This window comes from Paenibacillus sp. FSL H8-0280 (genome assembly GCF_045040665.1).
Classification (GTDB): Bacteria; Bacillota; Bacilli; order Paenibacillales; family Paenibacillaceae; genus Paenibacillus; species Paenibacillus xylanexedens_A.
In genome coordinates, this window is the sequence record NZ_CP150296.1 from 703,672 (window position 1) to 725,331 (window position 21,660).

Sequence of the window (21,660 nt, forward strand, 5' to 3'; positions counted from 1 at the left end):
TCCAGAGCACGAGCGGAATGAAGCGGTACAACATTGCCGAAAGTCTTATATTCTCTCATTATTCAAATACAATGCAGTATGAATTAAGCCTGAACTCTGGAGTTGCAGGACAGGCAGGAGGTGTATTCAAATGGCATATTCCATGGTTGACGTATCGGGAATGTCAGGCGTAAGTCTGAACGAACTGAGCCAGTATGCGGAGACAGGTCTTCTGAATCCGGCTTTTGGGGATATAGATGAGGACATCTATTATGAAAAGCAGGAATTGTTGAGACTCCAGCAAATCCTTTTCTGTAAGGAAGTAGGTATGAAGGAGAATGAGATTGCCCCGATGCTCCGGGATAATCCTCAGGATGTCATACGCATCATGAAGCAACATCGCATTGATATTCTGGAGAAGGCAATCCGTCTGCATGGATTGATTCAGACACTGGACAAAACGATCTCTCATTTGCAAGGTGAACAGGAAATTGATGAACATGATCTTTATATCGGTTTTGTAAATAAGGGGCGTCACCAGTTGCTGAATGAATCGGGTTCTGAAGCTGTAGTCACTAGTGATATGAACCATGTGCAGACAGACGATGCTCAGAGGTCCGACATCCAATCTTCCAATTCATCCAGATTACCTGAAAAGCAGGAGTTGAAGTCAAAAGAAGATTATCTGGATTCCCAGGCGAAAATTGATCAAGTTCATCTGGACTTGCAACAGGCCATTGAGGATGGATTGGAGCCCGGTAGTGCGAAAGTACAACAGATTATTGGCAGGCATCTTGAATGGATCAAAGGTTATTATACACCCACAGCTGAGATCTATCGGGATTTGGCCAATCTGTATGTAGAGCATAAAAATTTCCGTCAGATGTATGATGGTTACCACCCGAGGCTGGCTGAATTCCTGCGGGATGGGATGATGATTAAAGCGGAACATGATTTATCCTAGATGCATAAAGTAACATGGGCGAGCAAGAACATGGGTGTGAATCATAATGGATAACAAAGAGCGCAGACCTCTGAGAGGACTGCGCTCTTTGTTATTACGGGTTCTTCATCATCGTGTGTGATGAGACTCCGATCACCTTATTCGTCATTTCTTAAAGGGGTATGGTCGCTTCCAACTGCTCTGTGAGCAGGCTTACGGCTTTCTCCAGGAAGACGCGGTCTTCGTCGTCAAAACGGTTTTTGATCGGGCTGTCGATATCCAGCACCCCGTACAGTTCGCCGTTTTTGATAATAGGTACGACGATCTCGCTGTTCGATGCTGCATCACAGGCAATGTGGCCTGGGAAGGCATGAACATCGTCAACGACCAGGGTACGTTTTTCCGCAGCAGATGTGCCGCATACACCACGTCCCAGTGGAATTCGGATACAAGCAGGCAGTCCTTGGAATGGACCGAGGACCAGTTCTTTTCCATCATACAGATAGAAGCCGACCCAATTGGTGTCGGTCATAAATACATTGAGCAGCGCAGCAGCGTTCGCCAGATTGGCAATCGCACTAGGTTCATCGCGGATCAGAGCACTTAACTGTCCCAGGACGGCGGTGTGCTGCTCACTTCGTGTTCCTTCATAGGAAACAGCTTGAAACATGGTAAATCACCCTCCCGAGCAAAATGGTACTTATTTTCAAGATAGTGCAGAGGATGCGGTTAGTCAAGCGGAGGATTTCGGAAAGGGAAGGGAATACCTGAAGAATCCTCCTGTTTCTCAGCTTCTTGCGTGGGGTAATTACTTAGCAACCACGGAGGGCTACAACCCGGGAAGGAGCTTGGCTTATGCATGCAGAGGTACAGAATCTTTTTGTACGGATTCATCTACTATATTTCGCGCAAAATCAGGATTTGAACGTTAGCGAGGCACTGCCCCTATTGGAAGAACGGGGATATCGCGTTGGAGAGCGGGAGATCAAGCAGGAGCTTGAACACCTGACACAGGAGAACTTCCTGACCGCCCACGGGGACCAATGGAGCCTAACCGGGACTGGCATCGAAGAATTCAAGGAAATCACGGCTGTGTTTGGCCGGGTTAGCGATGAATTACTGGGGAAGGGCAAGAAAACGTCCAAAGCTTAAAATTCATTTGGACAAGCCATGATTCCGTAATTCACTCAAACTTGAATGGATCCATACGTACAACAAGACCGGGAGCGAAATTGGCCCGGTTTTTTGACGTGTGTGCATGACTGAATAGTTGCCATTCGGCGCAGGTTATGATTAGATGACTAGTGAATATTATGGTCTGCGGAGATAGATCGGATCGGAGTGTCTTTATATGTATAAATGCAAAGGAAGAATTCCCGAAATGGAGACTGCGCGGCTTCGTCTGCGTAAAATGCGTCGCCGGGATGCGGCTCAGATGTTCGCATGCTGGTCAGATCGCGAGGTGACCCGTTACATGAATCTTGCACCCATGATTGGGACAAGCGAAGCGGCGGACATGATTGGACTGCTCAACCAAATGGCAGGAGAAGAGGATGCGATCCGGTGGGGGATTGAACTCAAAGAGACAGGTAAGCTCATCGGCAGCTGTGGCTTTAACACATGGCAGCTTGAAGGCGCATTCCGGGGTGAGATCGGTTATGAGCTGGGACGTGATTATTGGCGCCACGGTTATATGACGGAGGCTTTCTCCGCATTGCTGCCCTTTGGATATGAGACCATGGGTCTTAATCGAATTGAAGCGCTGGTTGATCCGCGTAATCTGGCTTCCGGCGAGTTCCTGACAAACCGGGGCTTCACGCGGGAAGGGCTGCTGCGACAGGTGCAACATACGTCCACCGGTTATAAAGATATGGTGATGTATTCGATGTTGTATGATGAGTTCCTTCGCAAGAAAGCTAAATAAAAGAGACAAAGAAGCGAAGCGTTCGCCTTTATCACCGGATTTCTCGTTTAGAGAGGAGAAGAAAAAATCTGGGGATAACAGCGATTGGAAGCTTGTTCTGGTTCGTAGTAGATGTGTAAATTAACGTACCAATTATATAGAGAACAAAGAGAGAAGGGTTTGTGTGAATGCAACTGGAGGTTTGAAGCGCAGTTTCATTTTGACGGGGCTGTTGCTCGCGACATTTCTATCAGCGATTGAGGGCACCGTAATTGGTCCGGCAGGGCCGACCATTGTCAGTGAGCTGGGAAGTGTACAGCTGCTGAGCTGGATTTTCACCGCATACCTGTTGACGATGGCTGTGAGTACGCCCATTTTCGGTAAAATCAGTGACTTGTATGGACGAAAGCCTGTGTTTCTGATTGGCTGTGCCTTATTTTTACTGGGTTCACTCTTGTGCTGTCTGTCGCAGAATATGGAGCAGTTGATTATTTTCCGTGCTATACAGGGGATTGGTGCGGGTGCGGTAGTTCCTGTTACATTTACGATTATTGGGGACATCTACGCCATTGAAGAACGTGGCAAAATTCAGGGCTGGATCAGCTCCGTGTGGGGCATTTCCTCTCTGGCAGGACCGCTGCTTGGGGGTTATTTTGTAGATAATCTGGGCTGGCAGTGGATCTTTGGTTTTAATGTGCCGTTTGGTCTGCTTGCGATGTGGTTTGTATTTCGTTATCTGAAGGAAGATATCTCTCCACGTACGGCCAAAATTGACTATGTCGGTGCGTTGACCTTCACGGTGGGCATTACTGCATTGTTATTTGTCCTGTCGGCGGGTGGGCAGTATTATGCCTGGAGTTCTCCGTTAATTGTTGTGCTGAGTGTGGTCGCCGCTCTGTTTATTATTTTATTTTTCGTGGTGGAGAAAAGAGCTCAGGCCCCTATGGTTCCACTACATCTGTTCCGAATTCGGGACATCCGTGTAGCGAATATCGCAGGACTGCTGACCAGTACCCTGATGATCGGCCTAACCAGTTATTTGCCGCTCTGGGTGCAGGGGGTTCGGGGAGGTAATGCGACGGAATCCGGGCTGCTGCTCGCGCCGATGTCGGTGGGTTGGCTCATTGGTAGTGTGATGGCAGGCCGCCTGTTGATGAAAATTGGATCACGTATGACCGCATTGATTGGGTTAACCGGTATTGCGATTGGATCGGGTGGACTCTTTCTGGTGGGCGGGACATCCCCGCAGGCTGTGCTCTTTATATTGACCTTTATTTATGGTCTTGGTTTCGGTTTTGCTTTTACGATCTTCACCATTATTGCGCAGTCGTCTGTAGGGTATAAGGAACGTGGTTCCTCTACGGCACTGCATACGTTCATGCGTACGTTGGGACAGACGATTGGTGCAGCGGCTTTTGGTACCTGGTTGAACTATCGGATCTCCACGTTATCCAGTGAGCAGAATCTGGCGGAAGCCGGAATTTCGGAAAATGATCTGAATGAACTGCTCGCACCACATACGGATGCAGCGTTATCTGATGATAAATGGGCGCTGCTGCGTAACGTGCTGGAAGGAAGCTTGCATTCCTTGTTTGTCATTATGTTTGTCATTGCACTGGTCTCGTGGGTAACGACGCTGGCTCTACGCAAACGTTTAATTGTACCCGAAGATGCAGATGCTCCACCGCAGCCACAAGGCTCAAAGTAAAAAGAAGATATATATACGAAAAACATATGAAAAACCGGATTCGCCGATGTCAGGCAAATCCGGTTATTTTTGTTGATGGCACATGTGCAGTGGACTAGAGTGTATCTTCAAACTTAGGCAAGTGATGCGTTGGGGGATGTCCGGGCCTAAAGCATTTTGAATTACAGGCTGGCTGATCCTGGTGAATCGTCCAGACGAATTTCTAAGGAACGGAGGACGTCTTATTTGACCTTCTGCTCCTCTTTCTAAATTGTAAGGAACATGAGACACCTTATATCCCGAAATCACCTGAAAAACACGTTGTAAACGGCTGTTTCTTCAAAGATAGCGTGTGTCAGATTCCTTAAAATGCTGCGAGCGCTTCAAACCCCTGAATAAGACGTCACAGGTTCGTTAGCGTTAGCGCTCCCGCTCCATATCTGCTCCAGTACATTCTGTTACGCTCCGGCTTCCGACAGGTTTGAAAAGACGCTCTAGCTGCTTGCTGATAAACGGTCTGCGGAATGTGCAAGCCTTCCCAAAAGTTCGGACAGCAATTCCTTGTCTTCCTCACTTAGTCCACTTACCGCCCGATCAATCTTCAACGCATAGCCTGGATAGATGTCATCCATGGTGCGCTGTCCTTCTTCGGTCAGTTCCACAAAGATGATACGTCTGTCTTGCGGACAATGTTTGCGGTGTAACAATCCTTTTTGCTCCAGCTTATCGATCACATAGGTCACATTACCACTTTGTAGCAGAAGTTGTGCGCCAACCTGTTGAATCGGCTGAGCTCCTTTCATATATAACACTTCGAGCACCCCGTATGCGGTGGGGTTGAAGCCATGCACTTTGCTTCCGGATACAGCGTGTTCATTCACGCTCTTGAATGTCTGGGCCAAGGTGCGGTACAGATGAAGTGAACGTTCGGTTCCGATTTCTTGTAATTCCAGCATGCTGATCCCGCCTTTTCAGATTAGTTTATAAGTTGAAATGATGAAGAGGGGTCCTCTCCGTTATGCTGTTCATGTAAAAGAGTATTTCAACTTATATGAGTTGGTTAGTTATGTTTGACGATTCAGGTTGTCGCCATGGTTTAATTGTAAACTTCTATTTCTACGAAAAACATGCGATATGTCACAAGATTTGCATTTTTAGCATTTAAAATTTGATCATTCATCATGCTGAAAAATCATCCTTCAGATGTCGCTTTTTCTCCGCCTCTGGCAGGAGGTCGAGTCAAGGGCTGCTCTATATAATGAGTTCATACTGTGAATTGGAAGATAATGGGGGAGAAGAAGGATGACAAGTGATTTAACGTTTGAAGGACAACGACCGCTGAAGAATAACCGATCTTTTGTAACATTGATGGTGGCACAGGCCATTTCCAATCTGGGTGATTGGCTGCATCTGCTCGCAATCCTGACCCTCGTGGGTATCCGCTGGAATGCAACGCCATGGGAGATTACATTTGTCACACTTTCCGCAGCACTACCCATTCTGTTGACAGGGCCATTCGCAGGCACACTTGCAGATCGCCTGAACCGAAAATGGCTGATGATTGTAGCTGATGGTGCACGGATCATCATTGTGGGTGCGTTAATTTTTGCTGACCAGATCTGGCACGTTTACATACTGCTTATCCTCAAATCCCTGTTCGATGTAATCTTCTCTCCGGCCAAAAACGGAAAGCTGAAGGAAATTGTACCTCGCGAACAGCTTGCGCAAGCTGTATCCATCAGCTCGGTGATCGAACAGATGTCCAAAATTATCGGTCCAGCGCTTGGTGGACTGCTGGTAGCCGCTTTTGGCATTACCTGGTGTTTTGTTCTCGATTCAGCTTCTTTTCTGATCTCCGGCATCATTTTATTGTGGATTCCTGGAACTCGGGTGATCCAAACCGCAATTCATAACGTAACAGAAGTAGAGGAAGAGACAGCTGGGGATGTTCGCAACCGCTCAAAAGGCTCTTTTTGGAAAGAAACACTGGAGGGTATCCGCATGCTCGCATCTCTCCCTCATGTAGGAACGTCTCTGATTTTGCTTGCTTCAGCCATACTTTTTCTGCAATTTGCCGATTCACAGACTGTGGTGTTATTCAGACAACTTCCCGGAATTTCAAGTGATCTGCTGGGATGGTGCGTGGCAGCCAGTGGCGTAGGCACATTAATTGCAGCGATGAGTGTACGGAAGTGGAAGCATGCAGGGCATGTTTTGAAAATGGGTCTGGGTACCATACTCATGGGTCTGGTTATCGGCGGAGCCGGAGTTATTGTTGGGATTTGGCCGCACGCCGGGCTAGGTGCCAATCTGTTGTTAGTATCCCTTTTTGCCCTGGCAGGTGTCGGAATTGGGTTTGCGATTGTCCCCTTTCAGATCCTGTTGCAGGAACAGACACCTGAAGCGATGACAGGCAGGGTATTTGGAACGGTAGGCAGCGTGATGACAGCCAGTAATATTATGGGCCCGGTGGTAGGCGGATTTATGGTCACCTCATTTGGTGTAGTGCCGGCTTTTGTCTGTTCAGGCATCTTGCTGACCTTGCTTGGTTTGATTTATTTGATGAAACGTAGCGGGGAAAAAGCCGATCTGAATGGCTCCATTGAAGCCAAGACCATGATTGCAGGCGACTGAAAACAGGCCGGATCTGCTCAGGTTAGAACAGTTAAAATGAAGGTTTGAATTTACTTCAAATTTTAAGTTTATGATTAAAAAGCGTTTGAGTAAACGCCTTCACGTTTAATGAGGAACAGGCAGAAATCCCTGTATTCTAATTATTCCTAGGGGAAAACTCATATGCCTTGTCCCACCAACGCATTAGCGGAAAGGGGGTGAAGCAACTTGAATGTAAAGTTACCAAAATCCATAGTACGTCTTGGAAGCATACCACTGGCTATACTCGCCGGGACTTTGATGCTGGGGTTTGAATCGTCACATGTATACGCAGACGAGGTTCAGGTATCTTCTGAAAAACCTTCCAGCGGATTGTCGCTAAATTTGTTTTCACGTGATTCGGATGGCGGGTTGGACCTGACTCCGTCGGTATCGGTATCCACACCACTGCTAGATGTTGAAGTTCCGTCGATCAAAGCGAATGAATCCACAGGTAAGTTGAGTGTATCTGAGCTGAAAGTAGATACACCGCTTGGATCGGCCGGAACATCAGAGATTGGGATTGATGCGAAGAAGGGAACCGTTGAACTGCCGTCTGTACAGGCGGATACACCGGTGATCAAAGCCGATGTATCAAGCAGTCAGGTGAACCTGAACGAAGGGACAGCTTCCTTGCCTGGCGTTACCGCAGAGGTACCGCAGGTCATCAAGGCAGAGACGTCTGCTGTGAAAACAGACCTTCGGCAGGGCAAGGTTGAATTACCTTCCGTTAAGGTGGATGTGCCTGAGGTTACTTCCGTCAATATCTCTTCATCCCGTGTGGATCTGAGTAAGGGAAATGTCCAGCTTCCTTCTGTGAGAGCAGAGGTTCCAGTTGTAGACGTATCCGCTGAACTCAATCCTAATCAGGAAAAGGTGGAGATTCCCAGTGTGAAGCCGGAACCGCCTGTAGTCACTCCGGAAAAGCCGACGGTTGTCAAAACACCGAATGTTGAAACTTCCAATACGAGTGCGCTCGCAAATCCTGTCTCATCTCAGAACAACGAGGAAGGACAAGACGCAGTACAGGTTACGGGCAAAGTGATTGAAGTCACCCCGGAACCAGAAGTACGTCCAGAACAACCTTTTGTCCCGCAGGCATTGCCTGCGGAAGGGATCGATCTGACGCAGGACTCCGATGTTAGTGCAGGTTTGCCCAATAACGAGTTATTCCTCGTAGATCAGACAGCTGCTAAACCAGCTGTCACTGAACAAGTGCAGAGTAACCAGGAAGCCGATCTGAAACAAGATGATGTCGATGCAACATCTCCATTGCAAGCTCGCACAGAACGACCAACCAGTTGGTCTGTTGCGGTAACTTCTCCCGGAGCAGCTAATGCTTCCGCCGGGACAAGCTCCGGTTCGTCCGGTGTAACTGGAGGTGGAGCAACCGCTCCAGCCGCTGCACTTCCGGGAGCAACAACGGGTCTGGTTACGCCAGATTACGATTTTGCTTTCCGAATGGAACGGCTCGATGGATTCAGTCAATGGTCACAGGCACCGCCTGGGCGGCCGCCGCAATATACCTCTTTCTCTCAATAACAATGGCGTTAATTCAACCAAAATTGAGAAGGAGTGTATATAATCATGAAAAAAGTGAATCGTTGGGTAAAATTGTCGGTATTGTCGGGTACGTTGGTGGCTGGATTGCTGGGAGCTTCGCAGGCAACTTACGCAGATAGCTATAGCAATAACAGCAGTGGCAATCTGGATCTAAATGCAGGTTTGCGCCTGGAACTGGGATCTTTTCTGTCTGGACACCGTGACACGGGTTACGGTAACCATGGTAGCTACGGAGGTTCATCCAGTGCAACTGGAGCATTGAATCTGGATCTTGGCCTTAACGCCGGCTTATCTTCCGAGAGTATGAACCGTTACAATGATCGTTCTTCCGACCACACAGTTGAGCGTAGCAGTTCTGGCAAGCTGGGCTTTGGCCTGAATGCCAATGTGTCGGGAGAAGGTACAACGATGAGCGACTATTCACGAGGCGGCGATGATCGGAACGTAAACAGTAGCACTACGAGCGAAAGTCGTGGAGCGCTGGATCTCGGTCTGAACGTGAATGCCGAAGGAGAGAGTGCAGCGATGACTCAATCCGAACGCAACAATAGCGTGAATGACCGTGAGCGTAACGTAAACAGTAGCACTGCGAGCGAAAGCCGTGGAGCGCTAAATCTGGGTTTGAACGCGAAAGCAGAAGGAGAGAGTGCGACATGGACTCAATCCGAACGCAATAACAGCGTGAAAGACACCGAGCGTATCACGAACAGTAGCACTGCGAGCGAAAGCGGCGGAGCACTGGATCTGGGTCTGAACGCGAAAGCGGAAGGTGAGAGTGCTACAGTAGCTCAAACTGAACGCAACAACAGCGTGAAAGACACCGAGCGTACCGTGAGCAGTAACTATGCAAACGAAAGCCGCGGAGCACTGGATCTGGGTCTGAACGCGAAAGCGGAAGGTGAGAGTGCAACGATGGCTCAATCTGAACGCAACAACAGCGTGAAAGACAATGAGCGTAACGTAAACAGCAGCTACGCGAGCGAAAGCCGCGGAGCCTTGGATCTGGGTCTGAACGCGAAAGCAGAAGGAGAGAGTGCAACGTGGACTCAATCTGAACGCAGCAACAGCGTGAATGACCGTGAGCGTAACGTAAACAGCAACTACGCGAGCGAAAGCCGTGGAGCACTGGATCTGGGTCTGAACGCGAAAGCAGAAGGAGAGAGTACGACGTGGACTCAATCTGAACGCAACAGTAGCGTGAAAGACAGTGAGCGTAACGTGAACAGCAGCTATGCGAGCGAAAGCCGCGGCGCACTGGATCTGAGTCTGAACGTGGATGCGGATGCAGAGAGCGAAACTACATCTGTGGTGGAGACAAATCGGTAATATGAGATTTTCACTGTAATATGAAGAAGCAGGGGATCCGGAACCCCTGCTTCTTTTTTATTTCGAACTCAAAATAATATACAAACTGATAAAAGTTTCAGTATAATTGTTATAACAGTTGAATAGTATAATTAAGGAGGATAAATGAATGAATAGGGTGAGTGAGATGGAACGAAAAGTAACGAAATTCGGAAATAGTCTTGGATTAACAATGACAGATGCCTTCAAACAAATTGGTCTTGAGCAAGGCGATATGGTTCAAATCGAGGTAAATCAGTCTAACGGGGAGATTATTATTAAGAAGTCTACAAAAGTTATTTTGCCTAACGGAATCAGTAGTGATTTTATGGATACATTGGCTGATGTGATGGGTGAATATGATCAAACCTTGAAAGGTCTCAAGGATAGATGAGCATGACCCGGTATTTGAGTATTCAAGAGGTTATTGCGATCAACGTCGCTATGATTAAGCGTTACAGTCCTGGAGAGCAGATTGGAGTTAAAGATTCTGGTCTGCTTGAATCTGCTGTTTTAAGAGCACAATCATCAGTTTTTGGCAACGAAGCCTACCCATCTATATATGAAAAATCTGTCGCGATCTTTCAATCTTTGGGCCAAAATCATCCTTTTCATAATGCTAATAAAAGAACGGCGTTTACCGCATTAGTAATCTTTCTGCGTTATAACAATGTGTATCTTAAAATGGATCAAACTTTTGCTGAGGACTTTACTGTTGATATGGTGAACCATAAGTATACATTTGAACAATTAGTCTCAATTATTCGTACATACTGTGTTACTGAAAATGAAATATAATACTAAGCAATAAGTCATACATTACTATGATTTATTGCTTTATTTTTTTGCCGAAATAAGAATGCTCAAAATGATCAAACAAACAACACAAAACTCTTATACAATAAAATGAGATGATCTAACAAGCCCCGAATCAGAACAGGAGTGTTCGATATGAAGATAGAGCATGAAGGTACAACCATACAGGAGTCCATATTGGACGTACATATTACAGAGGCAGGATACGAGCCAGGACAATCAACCATACGCAATATTCGAATGAATGTGGCGCGAGGAGAGCTAGTGGGTATTATCGGACCCAATGGTGCGGGCAAAAGTACCACAATAAAAACGCTTCTTGGTCTGCTGGAACATGCGAACTATGAAGTGACGATTGGGGGAGATGGTCGTTATGCCTATATCCCGGAGCAACCGGTTTTTTATGAATATATGACTTTATGGGAACATCTTGATCTGGCCGCAGCGGCGTATGAAATGGAGGAAGAAGCTTTTGTTGCCCGAGCGGAGGAACTGTTGGTTCGTTTCGGTATGGACCACGTTCGGAATGATCTTCCAGCCAGTTTCTCAAAGGGCATGCGGCAGAAAATGATGCTGATGATCGGATTTCTGTCTTCACCGGATATCTATATTGTGGACGAGCCGTTCATCGGACTGGACCCTCGTGCAACCAAGGATTTTCTAAAATTACTTGATGATGAACGTCGCCGCGGCGCGGGTGTGCTTATGTCTACGCATGTACTGGATACCGCTGAACGAATCTGCGACCGGTTTATTCTGATTGCTTCGGGCAGATCTGCTGCCGAGGGAACATTGGATGAGATCCGTGAAGCGGCAGGATTACCGGAAGCCTCTTTGTTTGACTGTTTCGATGTACTGACGTCTTAGATAGAGAGAGGGTGAGAGAGAATGGAAACTTCCCAGCGTTATACCCCACTTCGTTTATACAGACGAAGACGCAAAGAACATTTCAAGGAACAGATGAAAAATCTCAGACTCGTCGTGGATTGGACAGTGTGGGTATACCTGCTTGTTCCGGGTCTGCTCTATCTGATTGGATGGTACACGAGTCTGTGGACCAAACCACTGCCTGCATGGGCGACAGGATTACCGCTCCCCGTACTGACTGGGCTGATCGACGTCGTTATGCTTACCGGTGGTGTGTTGATATTTGTGGAGGAAGCGGATGTATTGTTTTTGAAATCAAGGCCGTTGTGGATGCGCACGTTAATGAGGCAAGGGCTCTACCGGTCCTGTCTGCAACATCTGGGCAAAATGATCCTGATTACAGCGCTGACCGCACCCCTGTGGTCCCGTGTCTATGAGATGTCGAATCTCCAGATTGCACTTATGACTGTCTGGTTTGGTGCAGTAGCTTCATTCCAAGCCATAACACTACATATGACGAAGGTTCGACATACAGGATGGCGGCGCTGGATTCAGATGATCCCTCTCGTCATTGGCATAGGTTATATGACCATTCATGCGACATCATGGATGCATGGACAGACGTGGAAAATCATATTTGGAATCGTAATTATCATGCTTCTTCTAATTACAGTTGGACAGATGAGGCTATTGATGAAGGGAACGTTTGAAGGGGATGTGCGGGAGGATCTGCGGAGCAGGCTGCAGCTTACAGCTCTAATGTTAAGCCGGGCGGTGAGCAAGCCGAAAGCCCCACGAACACGTTCTATCATCTTCCGCAAACCACGTAAACTGTTACGCAATCGTTCCATCGCGAATCGGACAGCGGAGATTGCATTCAAGTCATTTTTCCGGAACTCGGCCACGATGAAATTGTATCTGCAGCTTGGCGGACTATCCATCGCAGCAGTTGCCTTACCACCTTTTTCGGTCAATGTTATCGTGTGTGCGTTATTAATCATCATGTTGACGGTGATGTTTTATCGTTCCTGGGATGTTTTTGCCACGTCCGACTATGTTCAGCTTATAACGTATGACTCGGAGGCGCTGCATCTTGCAGGTTCAATGATGGTTCGGATGTTGTTCATCCCGATTGGTATTCTTATGGGATTCACGCTGGGATTGGCCTGGCTCGGCTGGATCGTCGGTATTCTGACAGCTGCAGGTGCGGTGGCTTTTGGACTCTGCGTCTTATCTATTGCCGGATGGGTTCGGCTGACCCGGGCCTAGGACGTGTCTCAAAAACTCGCTGAAGTTCATCTTTTACCGCCTTTTCGCCCCATGCTGTGTCACTTTCCCTTGACGTGCCCCGGCACGCCTGCGGAAAACTTCCTTGCTTGGAACGAAAATTCGGCAAAATCTGCTTCCTTCGGAGTTTTCAGACACGCCCTAAAGGAATTCCTTTCTAAATCAGAGCATATCGTGCGCTATATCTGCCCATGCTATAGAAGAAGAATCTCATCTATGGGTGATGAGAGATTAGCTGTAGCAAGGAGGAAGAGACGATGATGGATAATAGCGAACTACAGGTGCACTTTTCAGACGATTCAGCATTGAATGCCGCAAGGGCAACCTTGGAGGAATTGGGATATAAGCCGTATCAGTCCGGCCCGCTGGAATTGTACATCCCTACAGATCGCCAAGATCCTCAGTCTGCCGTAGAGATTGTACAATCTCATGGAGGTAGTGCCGTATTTGCCTCGCAAACGGAAGAACTGGATCAATTTCAGAATATATCAATTCCGGCTCATCTCGTGAATGAGGACTGGAATGAGGGTTATGCGAGTGGAAACCAGGGAAGTCAGACCGAGCAAGGCAGACATAACTATAGTGATGACCCGGCATACGATGATTCGGCTGATGGATTCTCAGGCAGTGTGAAAGCATAGAAGCATCACAAGCTAAGAGCAATTCGAGCCAATTTTTCTAAAATGGAACAATGCCCAAAAACCCCGATCGTCCACAATAGTGGATATCGGGGTTTTTGGCATCTGAGCTAATTCATCATGCGCTTAAAGTGTGTAATACCTATTATAGTTTAGCGTGTTTATATTCTGCGGCATGCATGCCAGCCGTATATCCTGTGGAGAATGCAGCGGTGATATTATACCCTCCGGTGTAGCCGTTAATATCCAAAACTTCACCGCAAAAGAATAGTCCAGGCAGCAGCTTGGATTCCATTGTTTTTGGGTATATCTCCTTTAAGTGGATTCCTCCCCCAGTAACAAAGGCTTCTTTGAGCGATCTTGTTCCGTCTGCACGGAAGGTAAAAGCTTTCATTAGCCCACACAAGTTGCTTAACATACCTTTGGGGAAATGGTGGAACGTGAGGTCATCGCTGATCTCTGCCCGTTTCATCATTAAGGGAATCATACGTTCAGGAACCCATGTTTTTAAAATGTTTTTGACAGCCTTGCGGGATTCTTGTTCCAATACCTGTTGCACCTGTGCTTCCAATGCACCTAGGGACAGCTCCGGGAACAGATCAATGCTCATAATGACCTGTGGGTTTCCAGACTTCATCTGAACCTTGCGGATAAATTGGCTGCAACGCAGTGCGACGGGCCCGGACACTCCAAAATGCGTGAAGATCATATCCCCGCGATGGGAGATGACTGTTTTTCCTTTGGCATCCACTACGGATAGAGCGATATCCCTCAAAGACAAACCTTGCAGTTCTTTGGACTGAATCCAACTCTCTCCAGACACAATGGGCACTTCGGTTGGATATAACTCTGTAATTGTGTGACCCGCAGCCTCAGCCCAAGGATAACCGTCTCCGGTTGATCCGGTTTGGGGTACGGATTTGCCACCGGTAGCGATGATGACAGATCGCCCAAGAATGGTTTTACCGGATATCAATTTAACACCCTGTACCTGTTGACCGTTCTGAATAATTTCCTTGACCGGTTCTTTGGTGCGAATCTCAACGCCGAGGGAGACAATTTTGCCTACCAGCGCATCTACGACTGTTTTCGCTTTATCGGTTACAGGGAACATTCTGCCGTTGTCTTCTTCTTTCAGGGCAATTCCGAGATTCTCGAAGAAACGCATGATTCCCTGGTTGTCCAAATTTTGAAACGAACTATATAAAAAGCGTCCATTACCCGGAATATGCCGGATGAGTTCATCCGTTTCCTTGGCATTGGTTACATTGCATCGACCTCCGCCAGAGATACCGAGTTTACGACCCAGTTGATCTCCTTTATCCAGCAGAAGCACGGAGGCTCCATGCTCGGCAGCAGCAACGCAAGCCATCAGGCCCGCAGATCCACCACCAATTACAATGACATCATACATATGTTATTACCCTCTTTTTTCATTGATTTTGTCTGTTTTACGAAAAATGTGTCTACTCCTGGCTTTTTCTGAAATATAATGGAGTTATGAGCAGTTCTATTGTGCAGTCTTAAGGGATATATTGTAATATACTGTCGCCTATGTTTTAATCAGAAATACATGAGGGAATGTGCAGGCAGAGGAGGAGATGGCATTGTGGTTGCGTTAAAGGACATGCTTTTACAAGTACTGCTGGCAGGGTCGGCGGTATTTCTGATTCCCTTATTCCGTCTGGTACTCTCCAAGCGAGCTATTGCCAGAATGGAACATGCCGGAACCGTTCATACCAGTTTTGCTGTGACAAGTGTCGCGAGCATGTTATTGTGTCTGCTGTTTGCGCTCTATGCAAGCCCGATGGCCGTACCCATATCATTAAGCATCGTACCTGTGATACTTGTTATTTTGTATTGTAAGTCCGCTATAGGCGTAACGCTGTCCATTCTACATATTCTCTTCTATTTTCTTTTTGCGCATCCCTATGATCTGTACGGATTTCTCCTTCATACGGGCATTCTTCTCTATCCTATTGTATGGTTGTCTGCCAAACGATTCAAGCATAATACACCTTCGCGCAAAATGGCGATCCTCATCATCCTGATTACAATGGAACTGGTTGTAACGAGTCTGTTATGGATCGCATCCCTCCAGAATGAATCCACTTACTCTGTGACCTACATGATACTTACAGCACTTGGATATACCACTGGAGCCATTGTTGCGGGCAGTCTGAGTCTTCTATGGCTGGAACGGATGAAGCACTATCGCGGGCTGGAGCAGCATCTCTCGGAAGTCCATCACCGATACATAGCCGAAACGGAGAAACTTCATCAGATTCTGAACGCAGTGCCTCTCTCCATTGCTACCGTAGATAAACAAGGCACAGTGATGTTTGTCAATGAGATGATGGAGCAAACCGCAAGGGAGCAACTACCTTGTACCTCCACACCTGATCTCATCGGACAGCCTGCCAGTCAATTTGTTGAACAAGGTCAGGCGGATAAGATGGATAAAAGTATTCGCAGAGCCATCGTTCATGGTGAGATTAGTGGGTTGACCGTTCGTTACGGTGCATACGTATTTCAGTCCCGAACCGTACCAATTTATTCCTTTTCAACAGAGTCTGCGAGAGAAGTTACAGGAGCCATGCTGATCATCCAGGATATCACGGAGCTTGAGATGTTGCGAAGTGAACTGGATAATGTGGATCGTCTCAGTCTGGTGGGGCAGATGGCTGCAAGCATTACGCATGAGGTGCGTAATCCAATGGCGGTTGTGAGGGGCTTTCTTCAACTTATGCAGGAAAAGAGTCCTGACTCCCTCGATCACTATTACCGGATCGTTCTGGAAGAACTGGACCGGGCCAACAGTATCATTAATGATTTCTTGTCTTTGGCTCAGAATCGTATTGCCGAGAAAGAAGAATCCCAGTTACACGATATCATCCATGAACTCAGTCCATTGTTATGGGCGGATGCGAACCTGCGTGGTCAGAGTATAGAACTCATGTTGGCCCATAATGTGCCAAAGCTGAATCTCAATTCTAAGGAAATCAAACAGGTGGTGTTGAACCTGGCCCGTAACGGGATGGAAGCCATGAATGAGAAGGGTGTGCTTACGTTGGAGACACGGATAGTGGATGATAAGGTGGAACTGTGTGTACGTGACACAGGACCTGGTCTACCCAGAGTGAAGAAGGAAAAGCTGTTTGAACCTTTCTATACGACAAAAGCCAAGGGAACCGGACTTGGATTGTCCATGTGCCTGAGTATTGTGGAACGACATAATGGAACCATTACTGTGGAATCGGAGGAAGGCCAGGGCACGACCTTCAAAGTGGCATTTGAACGTTAGTCATTCAGCATATATTGCCAGACATTGAGACATAATATTATGGAAGAAGCCTTTCCGCAGGCGGTTTCTGAATCTTGCTTTCATTGCTTATGGATGTATAATAGGAATAGCACATCATTACATCCATAATGTTCGATATGAATGTAACGTTGTTTTGGAGAGTTTATTGGCCTTTAATTCTATCGAGATCATAGAACAACCATTTATAAGGAGTGAAACCGAATGTCGATGTCATTTGATCAATACATGAAAGATATGGTTCAACCGATGCGGGATGATTTAACTCGTCTAGGAATCCAGGAGTTGCGTACTCCTGAAGAAGTGGAAGCAAGTCTTCCGGATGCAAAAGGAACAGCGCTGGTTGTTATTAACTCTGTCTGCGGATGTGCCGCGGGTCAATGTCGCCCAGGTGTGTCCCAAGCACTGCAGCACGATATTACACCGGATCACCTGTACACTGTATTTGCTGGCCAGGACAAAGAAGCAACTGCAAAAGCACGTGAATTCTTTGCACCGTATCCTCCATCTTCACCGTCCATCGCTCTGATGAAAGACGGAGAACTCGTTCACTTTATCGAGCGTCATCAAGTGGAAGACCGTTCTGCAGAGGATATTGCGGCTGATCTCAAAAGTGCATTTGACCGTTACTGCCGTTAATTCGCTCCAATAGAACGCCCCGCCCTTCGGATCACCGATGCCGGGGCGTTTCATTTTGGATAGATAAGGTTATTGAACCATTCGGACCTTTCAAGCTGGACATCAAATTTCATTCATTTAGAAACGGGGTGTGTGAACGATGAGTTTGCAACAACAGATCATCGCTGAATTGAAGGTTAAACCAAGCATTAATGAAGAAGAGGAAGTACGCAAGCGTGTTGATTTTCTGAAGACGTATGTGAAAAATGCGGGTGCCAAGGGTTTGCTGATTGCGATCAGCGGCGGTATTGACAGTGCAGTGGCTACGGCGCTTTGCAAAAAAGCGACGGACGAGCTTACGCAAGAGAACAACCAAGAGTACAAAACGCTTGGTGTGTTCCAACCTTATGGTGAACAATCCGATATCGACCACAGCTACGCTGTAGCCAAAGCATACGATCTGAAGCATGTCGTGGAAACCAATATCGAAGATGCAGTGAATGAGATTGCACTCGAAGTGGAGCAAGGCTTCAAATCATTGGGCAGCCCACGTCATATGACTCACCAAGGCAAAGGTAATGTGAAGGCGAGAACTCGTATGGTTATGCAATATGCGCTTTCGTTTGAAGAGAACCTGCTCGTTGTAGGTACGGATCACGCTTCTGAAGCCATTACAGGCTTCTATACCAAATGGGGCGACGGTGCTGTGGATATCACACCACTGAGCACGCTGAACAAACGTCAGGTACGCCAGTTGGCAGCATATCTGAACGTTCCACAGGCTATTTTGGACAAAGCACCATCGGCAGGGCTATGGGAAGGTCAGACGGACGAAGATGAGCTGGGAATTTCGTATGAAGCGAACAGCGACTATCTCGAAGGCAAACAGATCGATCCGGCTGCACAAGAGCGCCTTGAAGCGTTCTATACGCGCACACATCACAAACGCAATGCCATTCCTGGTATCTAATACGGGTGGATGAGCATGATCGATATATAGGGAATGCAAAAAGAGTCACTGCTCACGCAGTGACTCTTTTTGTTATGTGGAACGAGAAACCGCAAAAATCCAGGTGACTACTATATTAAAGATGAGTTACTTACTCCAGTCTTGGATCTGTTGCAGGGTTTGGGTGATGGCTTGCTCCAGTTGCGGAGTGGTTTCTTTGAATGGATGTACGGTATTAAAGGTGTGGTTCCCTTCAGGAATCTGGTGCCATGGGATATCAGGGCGGGCTTGAACCAGTGCGGCAGAACCGTCCCGCAGACGCTGTGGATCTTCTGTTCCCTGAATGAGTGCGACTCGCACAGGTGAAGAAGCCAAGCGATCAATGATAGCGTAACGTTCGCTATGCTTGTCCAGGTCTTCCAGAATAACCACGTCCAGTGGCATCTGCTGGCCTGTTCGTCCGTTAACGACATGGCTGCGGCCATGCGTACGCATTTCTTCTTTTTGCTCCGCTGTGAAGAGATCCAGATTGGTTACGCCATTCCAGGAGATGACACCTGCCACCTGCTCGGGATGATCCAGTGCATAGACGAGACTTACGCCCGCACCGCGGCTATGACCAACCAGGTATACAGGAAGTCCAGTGAGTTCAGGTTGTGTAGCCACATGTTCCAGTACCAGGGCCAGATCGGCAAGCTCCCGGCTGTAGGTATTCACTGCGAACTTTTCAAGTTCAGAGAATTGCTCCAGATATTCGCCGATACCGTTGTGAGAGAAATTAAAGGTCAGCACATGATGCGTCTGGCTTAGCTGTGCAGCTGCATAGGGGAACATGCCCCAGTCTTTGAAGCCTTTGTATCCGTGAGACAGAACGATAACACCTTGAGCGGGTTGTTGTGCAGGGAAAAAGTCCCCGCGAATGATCGCATCTACGTCAGTGGGCAATTCAAAAGTTATGGGCATTATTCAGACCTCCTAAGAATTTCAGACGATTCCTGATTCATATTTTAGCATATATGGTAATGCGGATAGGTACTCGCTTCTGATCGCCCCTCCTGCTACAATAGAATACGTGTTCGGAGAGTTACGGATCATGTGATCGAATGGAGATCTTTTACAATGCATGTTCAAAAAGAGCGGTTTTCAGCACCGAGAAGATGGAACTTTTGAACAACCTCTTACAGTATAAAAGATTAAGCGGGTGAAGCGTTGATGATATATGGCATAGGTAATGATGTGCTGGAGATTGGACGTATGCGGAAGTTACTGTCCGGTCGCCATGCGGAAGCTTTCATAAAACGAATTTTAACGCCAGCAGAGCGGGAGATCGCAGTTCGTCGAGGGAAGCGGATGACGGAGTTTGTTTCCGGTCGATTTGCAGCGAAAGAAGCGGTGTCTAAGGCATTTGGCTGCGGTATTGGTGGTGTCATGGGCTTCACTGACATTGAGGTGCTGCCTGATGGGACAGGACGTCCAGTGGCCTCGCTGTCCAGTCAAGCCTGGGAACGTCTGCAGCTGCCATATGATAAGCAATATGACATTCATTTGAGTATTACGCATCAGACGGAATTGGCAGCGGCCTTTGCGATCGTGGAGCAGATAGAAAAGTAGTTAGCTTGGCAATAGGAGAGGACGGAAATATGGGTTTACAGGAACAGAAACAACATTTCAGCGTGAATTTGCTGGACTGGTATATGGTCAACCGACGGGATTTGCCGTGGCGTCGCCACAACAATCCGTATTTCACATGGGTATCGGAGATTATGCTTCAGCAGACTCGGGTCGATACGGTAATTCCGTATTTCAATCGTTTTATCGGAAATTTCCCGACAGTGCAGGCGTTGGCGGAGGCACCTGAAGAGGACGTCTTGAAAAATTGGGAGGGACTCGGTTATTACTCCCGTGCACGTAATCTTCAGGCAGCCGCGAGACAAGTCATGGAGCTGCACGGAGGCGAGATGCCGCAGGACAAGCCGGCCGTCTTTGCATTAAAAGGGGTTGGCCCGTATACTGCCGGGGCCATTCTCAGCATTGCCTTCAACCAGCCGCAACCTGCGGTAGATGGCAATGTCATGCGGGTACTGTCCCGATACTTCCTCATCGATGAGGACATTATGAAGGGCAGCACCCGGGTGTTGATGGAAGAGCTCGCAGGAGAGCTCATTCCGGAAGGGCGTGCGCGTGATTTCAATCAGGCGCTGATGGAGCTTGGCGCGCTGGTGTGTACACCCAAAGCACCGCACTGCCTGACTTGCCCGGTCATGGAGCAATGTTCCGGCCGCATCGCCGGAAGAGAGCTTACACTGCCGGTCAAGACGAAGGCGAAGCCGCCGCGCCCTGAGCAGCGGCTGGTCGCGATTGTGGAGGGCCGCGGTGCTCATCGCGGCCAAGTGCTTGTGCGCCAGCGCCCAGACACGGGCCTATTGGCCCGCATGTGGGAGCTGCCGCATGTGCTCGCGGCGCCCGCCGCAGCCAGCAAGAAGGCGGCGCCGCTGGCGGATGAGCCGGCCATGGCATTGCTGGCCGGCAGTTTATGGGCGGAAGGCTTCGCTGCCCGCCCGGAAGGGCTGGCTACCCATGCGGAGCATGTGTTCAGCCACATTGTCTGGAGCCTGCAGGTGTACAAGTGTACCGAGCAGGACCAGAGCAGTGAGCTTCCGCTAATCGCAGCGGAAGCCAGAGCCGCCTACGATGCACAGGCGGCAACAAGGGAGGGCACAGCCTCATTATCAGCTGTGTCACCTGAGTCAGACACAATGCATTCATCGGAGCCAGGCACGCCTAACGCACAGAACATCTCAACATCGCTTAACGATGGAGAGATGTTGATGTCATCATCTGACGTTAGTGACCTAGCGCTGAGCACTCCGACACTGACAGGTAAAGGCGATGGCTTGACCTACCGCTGGATCGGTCCGGAAGATATGGACAAGATGGCATTCCCCAACATATTTCTGAAGCTGATCAGCAGTTATTTTGCTGGTGCGTATGATCAAGTGAATGATTAAATGGGGGAGCTAACGAACTCCAGAGGTCTTATCATGTGGATATACCACAATTATAAATTCTAACGAACCTGTGTGACGTTATCA

Annotated in this window: 21 protein-coding genes; 17 read left to right on the forward strand and 4 right to left on the reverse strand. The window is 48.0% G+C overall.

The features are described 5' to 3' along the window. Positions 1–130: 130 nt before the first annotated feature. Positions 131–943 (forward strand): TipAS antibiotic-recognition domain-containing protein, encoded by an 813-nt coding sequence (locus tag MHI12_RS03295; RefSeq protein WP_405171516.1) that lies wholly within the window; start codon positions 131–133, stop codon positions 941–943. Between the two features lie 151 nt (positions 944–1,094). Here the strand turns inward: MHI12_RS03295 and MHI12_RS03300 are convergent, their stop codons facing one another. After that, complete coding sequence (locus tag MHI12_RS03300; RefSeq protein ID WP_036614172.1) at positions 1,095–1,592, reverse strand: GAF domain-containing protein; 498 nt, start codon at positions 1,590–1,592, stop codon at positions 1,095–1,097. A 185-nt stretch (positions 1,593–1,777) separates the two neighbouring features. Here MHI12_RS03300 and MHI12_RS03305 point away from each other — a divergent pair, with 185 nt between their 5' ends. The 3 genes from MHI12_RS03305 to MHI12_RS03315 all read left to right on the forward strand — a co-directional run bounded on the left by MHI12_RS03305 (position 1,778) and on the right by MHI12_RS03315 (position 4,533). Further along, a complete protein-coding gene (locus MHI12_RS03305; protein WP_036614170.1) occupies positions 1,778–2,074 on the forward strand; it encodes a hypothetical protein in 297 nt (98 codons plus the stop codon). Positions 2,075–2,273: 199 nt separating this feature from the next. Beyond that, entirely contained in the window at positions 2,274–2,846 is a 573-nt protein-coding gene (locus MHI12_RS03310) for a GNAT family N-acetyltransferase (protein ID WP_074093373.1), read from the forward strand. Positions 2,847–3,027: 181 nt separating this feature from the next. Then, positions 3,028–4,533 (forward strand): MDR family MFS transporter, encoded by a 1,506-nt coding sequence (locus MHI12_RS03315; RefSeq protein ID WP_340032986.1) that lies wholly within the window; start codon positions 3,028–3,030, stop codon positions 4,531–4,533. Positions 4,534–5,006: 473 nt separating this feature from the next. Here MHI12_RS03315 and MHI12_RS03320 read toward each other — a convergent pair whose 3' ends face one another. Then, positions 5,007–5,468 (reverse strand): MarR family winged helix-turn-helix transcriptional regulator, encoded by a 462-nt coding sequence (locus MHI12_RS03320; RefSeq protein ID WP_017690799.1) that lies wholly within the window; start codon positions 5,466–5,468, stop codon positions 5,007–5,009. A gap of 346 nt (positions 5,469–5,814) precedes the next feature. Here MHI12_RS03320 and MHI12_RS03325 point away from each other — a divergent pair, with 346 nt between their 5' ends. The 8 genes from MHI12_RS03325 to MHI12_RS03360 all read left to right on the forward strand — a co-directional run bounded on the left by MHI12_RS03325 (position 5,815) and on the right by MHI12_RS03360 (position 13,682). Continuing rightward, entirely contained in the window at positions 5,815–7,146 is a 1,332-nt protein-coding gene (locus tag MHI12_RS03325) for an MFS transporter (RefSeq protein ID WP_405171517.1), read from the forward strand. 207 nt (positions 7,147–7,353) lie between these two features. Next, positions 7,354–8,706 carry a hypothetical protein gene (locus MHI12_RS03330; RefSeq protein ID WP_405171518.1) on the forward strand — a complete coding sequence of 451 codons (1,353 nt, stop codon included), beginning with the start codon at positions 7,354–7,356 and terminating at the stop codon, positions 8,704–8,706. A gap of 45 nt (positions 8,707–8,751) precedes the next feature. Next, entirely contained in the window at positions 8,752–10,053 is a 1,302-nt protein-coding gene (locus MHI12_RS03335) for a hypothetical protein (RefSeq protein ID WP_405171519.1), read from the forward strand. Positions 10,054–10,201: 148 nt separating this feature from the next. Further along, complete coding sequence (locus MHI12_RS03340) at positions 10,202–10,465, forward strand: AbrB family transcriptional regulator (protein ID WP_405171520.1); 264 nt, start codon at positions 10,202–10,204, stop codon at positions 10,463–10,465. Beyond that, positions 10,462–10,869: a type II toxin-antitoxin system death-on-curing family toxin gene (locus tag MHI12_RS03345; protein ID WP_405171521.1), complete on the forward strand. Its 408-nt coding sequence runs from the start codon at positions 10,462–10,464 to the stop codon at positions 10,867–10,869. Before MHI12_RS03340 ends, MHI12_RS03345 begins: the two co-directional genes overlap by 4 nt. Positions 10,870–11,022: 153 nt before the next feature. Next, positions 11,023–11,754, forward strand: a complete 732-nt coding sequence (locus MHI12_RS03350; protein WP_253505498.1) for an ABC transporter ATP-binding protein — start codon at positions 11,023–11,025, stop codon at positions 11,752–11,754. Positions 11,755–11,775: 21 nt separating this feature from the next. Next, a complete protein-coding gene (locus MHI12_RS03355; RefSeq protein ID WP_405171522.1) occupies positions 11,776–13,023 on the forward strand; it encodes an ABC transporter permease in 1,248 nt (415 codons plus the stop codon). Between the two features lie 275 nt (positions 13,024–13,298). Then, positions 13,299–13,682: a hypothetical protein gene (locus MHI12_RS03360; protein WP_341006028.1), complete on the forward strand. Its 384-nt coding sequence runs from the start codon at positions 13,299–13,301 to the stop codon at positions 13,680–13,682. A gap of 142 nt (positions 13,683–13,824) precedes the next feature. Here MHI12_RS03360 and MHI12_RS03365 read toward each other — a convergent pair whose 3' ends face one another. Further along, positions 13,825–15,093 carry an NAD(P)/FAD-dependent oxidoreductase gene (locus MHI12_RS03365; RefSeq protein WP_405171523.1) on the reverse strand — a complete coding sequence of 423 codons (1,269 nt, stop codon included), beginning with the start codon at positions 15,091–15,093 and terminating at the stop codon, positions 13,825–13,827. 195 nt (positions 15,094–15,288) lie between these two features. Between MHI12_RS03365 and MHI12_RS03370 the strand changes: the two genes are divergently transcribed. From MHI12_RS03370 to nadE, 3 genes are all read left to right on the forward strand, one after another. After that, positions 15,289–16,983: a nitrogen regulation protein NR(II) gene (locus tag MHI12_RS03370; RefSeq protein WP_405171524.1), complete on the forward strand. Its 1,695-nt coding sequence runs from the start codon at positions 15,289–15,291 to the stop codon at positions 16,981–16,983. A gap of 222 nt (positions 16,984–17,205) precedes the next feature. Then, positions 17,206–17,640: a BrxA/BrxB family bacilliredoxin gene (locus MHI12_RS03375; protein ID WP_017690788.1), complete on the forward strand. Its 435-nt coding sequence runs from the start codon at positions 17,206–17,208 to the stop codon at positions 17,638–17,640. A gap of 139 nt (positions 17,641–17,779) precedes the next feature. Beyond that, positions 17,780–18,589 carry an ammonia-dependent NAD(+) synthetase gene (gene nadE, locus MHI12_RS03380; RefSeq protein WP_047841401.1) on the forward strand — a complete coding sequence of 270 codons (810 nt, stop codon included), beginning with the start codon at positions 17,780–17,782 and terminating at the stop codon, positions 18,587–18,589. Positions 18,590–18,715: 126 nt separating this feature from the next. Here nadE and MHI12_RS03385 read toward each other — a convergent pair whose 3' ends face one another. Then, positions 18,716–19,531 carry an alpha/beta hydrolase family protein gene (locus MHI12_RS03385; RefSeq protein ID WP_405171525.1) on the reverse strand — a complete coding sequence of 272 codons (816 nt, stop codon included), beginning with the start codon at positions 19,529–19,531 and terminating at the stop codon, positions 18,716–18,718. A 249-nt stretch (positions 19,532–19,780) separates the two neighbouring features. On the opposite strand from MHI12_RS03385, the gene acpS reads away from it, so the two are divergent. After that, on the forward strand, positions 19,781–20,179 hold the full coding sequence (gene acpS, locus MHI12_RS03390) for a holo-ACP synthase (protein WP_405171526.1): 399 nt from the start codon (positions 19,781–19,783) through the stop codon (positions 20,177–20,179). 29 nt (positions 20,180–20,208) lie between these two features. Next, positions 20,209–21,576 (forward strand): A/G-specific adenine glycosylase, encoded by a 1,368-nt coding sequence (mutY, locus tag MHI12_RS03395; protein ID WP_405171527.1) that lies wholly within the window; start codon positions 20,209–20,211, stop codon positions 21,574–21,576. Positions 21,577–21,660: the final 84 nt, after the last annotated feature.